The organism is Aquabacterium sp. UBA2148 (assembly GCF_002328915.1).
In the GTDB taxonomy this organism is placed as follows: domain Bacteria; phylum Pseudomonadota; class Gammaproteobacteria; order Burkholderiales; family Burkholderiaceae_C; genus Aquabacterium; species Aquabacterium parvum.
The window spans coordinates 1-2589 of record NZ_DCXA01000080.1; the positions used below are offsets into that span (position 1 = coordinate 1).

Below are 2589 nucleotides of genomic sequence, written 5' to 3' on the forward strand. Positions count from 1 at the left end.
GGGCGGCATCGGCGCGCTCGCGCTGGCATCGGGCCAGGCGGCCGTCACCTACGCCATCCAGACCATCGCCGAAGCAGGTGACAACTTCGTCTCGTCCACGGCTTTGTACGGCGGCACCTACAACCTGTTCGCGCACACGCTGCCGCAGTACGGCATCACCGCGCGCTTCGCCGACCACCGCGATCCCGCCAGCTTCGAAAAACTGATCGACGAGCGCACCAAGGCCATCTTCGTCGAGTCGCTGGGCAACCCATCGGGCGCCATCACCGACATCGCGCGCATCGCCGAGATCGCGCACCGCCACGGCGTGCCGCTGATCGTCGACAACACCGTGCCTTCGCCTTACCTGTGCCGCCCCATCGAGCATGGCGCCGACATCGTCGTGCAGTCGCTGACCAAGTACATCGGTGGCCATGGCACCAGCATTGGTGGCGCCATCATCGACTCGGGCAAGTTCCCGTGGGCCCAGCACAAGGCGCGCTTCAAGCGCCTGAATGAGCCCGACGTGAGTTACCACGGCGTGGTCTACACCGAGGCGCTGGGCGCGGCGGCCTACATCGGTCGCGCGCGCGTGGTGCCGCTGCGCAACATGGGTGCGGCGCTCTCGCCGTTCAACGCCTTCCTGATCCTGCAAGGGGTGGAGACGCTGGGCCTGCGCATGGACCGCATCAGCCAGAACACGCTCAGGATCGCGCAGCACCTGCAAAAGCACCCGCGCGTGGAGTGGGTCAACTACGCCGGCCTGCCCGACCACCCCGAGCACCACCTGGTGCAGAAGTACCTGTCGGGGCAGGGCTCGGGCGTGCTGACGTTTGGTGTGCCGGGTGGTCGTCAGGGTGGCGAGCGCTTCCTGGATGCGCTGCAGCTGTTCACGCGCCTGGTCAACATCGGTGACGTGCGCTCGCTGGCCACGCACCCGGCGTCGACCACGCACCGCCAGTTGGCGCCTGAGGAGCTGGCCAAGGCTGGTGTGGGCGAGGACACGGTTCGCCTGTCGATCGGCATCGAGCACATCGACGACCTGCTGGCCGACCTGGACCAGGCGCTGGCCACGGCCTGATGGCCGATGCAGGGGGAGGGCTCGTGCCCTCTGCCTGTTCAGCGTGGGCGGTTGGTTTGCCGCTGCAGCCAGGCGCCCGCCAGCATGGCCGGCACGAACACCCACACCTCGGTGTTGCCGGCCAGCAGGCTGGTCAATGCCGGGCCAGGGCAGTAGCCGGCCAGCCCCCAGCCGATGCCGAAAAGCGCGGCGCCGCCCAGCAAGCGCCGGTCGATGGCCTTGTTCTTAGGCAGGTGGAACACCGCGTCACAGACGGGTGCCTGGCGCTTTCTGATCAGCACTTGAAAGCCCAACAGGCTCACCAGCACGGCACCGCCCATGACGAAGGCCAATGCCGGATTCCAGGCGCCGGTCACGTCGAGGAAGGCTTGCACGGTGAGCGGGTCGGTCATGCCCGATAGCGTGAGCCCCCAGCCAAAGAACAGGCCCGTGCCCAGTGCGATGAGGAAGCCGTGCCAGGGGTGGGCGTTGGCGGTGTGTGGGTGGCGGGTCATGGGGGACTCCGGTGAAGCGATGTGTCGGGGTGGGTGTCTCAGCGGTGTTCAGGCCAGCACGTGGCGCATCACGAACACCGTGAGGCCGGCGGTGAGCATGAACGTGGCCACGGCCGCCAACGATCGCAGCGACAAGCGGCCCAGTCCGCACACGCCATGCCCGCTGGTGCAACCGCTGCCCAGCGAGGTGCCGAACCCCACCAGCAGGCCTGACGCGATCAGCAACGGCACGTTGCTGGCCCGCTCAGGCTGCAGGGGTTGACCGGTCCATTGCGTCCACACCCAGCCCGCGGCCACCAGCCCGATCACGAAACCTGCGCGCCAGAGGTTGGTGCTGTTCCAGTTTGGGCGGTCCATCAACCCGAAGGCGATGCCGCTGATGCCGGCGATGCGCCCCAGGCCGATGAGCAGCAGCACCGAGGCGGCGCCGATCAGCAGGCCGCCAGCCAGCGGTGGCAGGAAAACGGACAGGTTCATGGCGGGTCTCCATGCAGGGTGAGGCTTGATACCCTGGGGAGTATATGATTTACCCGGGGATTTTGCCAACGGGGGGGCGCAGGACGCCAATGCCGCCCCAGGTGGGGGCCCCTGTTGCCACGCTGGCGATGCACTCGTTGTACGGCAGGCGGGCCTTCCAACGAGCCCACACACGGCTGACGCAACAGCGAGATGCGGCGTGCCAGTCGGAATCGACGATGTCGTGCAGGGCAATGTGGCGCGCGCCCAGGCGCAAGGCGATCTGCACGTCGGCCTCGCAATCGGCGTCGCCATGCAGGCCATCGATGAACACGGCATCGACCAGAGTGGGCAGGGCCGCCATCGCTGCTTGGCGGACATCGGCGTCGGCTTGGGTGGGCAGGCGATGGACCTGCAGGGCCAGGCCGCGCTCGGTCGCCACGCGCCGCGCATGCCAGGCCACGCCGTCCTGGCCGTCGCCGATGACGATCAGGTGCCTGGGGCGGTCGTTCATCAGCTGATCGAGCCACCAGCCGAACTCTTGCGGGTGTTGTTCCAGGCGCGGCTCGTGGTGGCCCT

The 2589-nt window shown here is 67.9% G+C and carries 4 protein-coding genes; 1 reads left to right on the top strand and 3 read right to left on the bottom strand.

Annotation, left to right across the window (positions count from 1 at the left end):
- Positions 1 to 1060, top strand: a 1060-nt coding sequence (locus B2W70_RS04205; protein WP_286743173.1) for an O-acetylhomoserine aminocarboxypropyltransferase/cysteine synthase family protein, incomplete at its 5' end; no start/stop codon positions are given.
- A gap of 38 nt (positions 1061 to 1098) precedes the next feature.
- Here B2W70_RS04205 and B2W70_RS04210 read toward each other — a convergent pair.
- The 3 genes from B2W70_RS04210 to B2W70_RS04220 all read right to left on the bottom strand — a co-directional run.
- Entirely contained in the window at positions 1099 to 1554 is a 456-nt protein-coding gene (locus B2W70_RS04210) for a YeeE/YedE family protein (RefSeq protein ID WP_286743176.1), read from the bottom strand.
- A 48-nt stretch (positions 1555 to 1602) separates the two neighbouring features.
- Complete coding sequence (locus B2W70_RS04215; RefSeq protein ID WP_286743178.1) at positions 1603 to 2031, bottom strand: YeeE/YedE family protein; 429 nt, start codon at positions 2029 to 2031, stop codon at positions 1603 to 1605.
- Between the two features lie 49 nt (positions 2032 to 2080).
- The coding region (locus B2W70_RS04220) for a hypothetical protein (RefSeq protein WP_286743180.1) at positions 2081 to 2589 on the bottom strand (509 nt) is incomplete at its 5' end.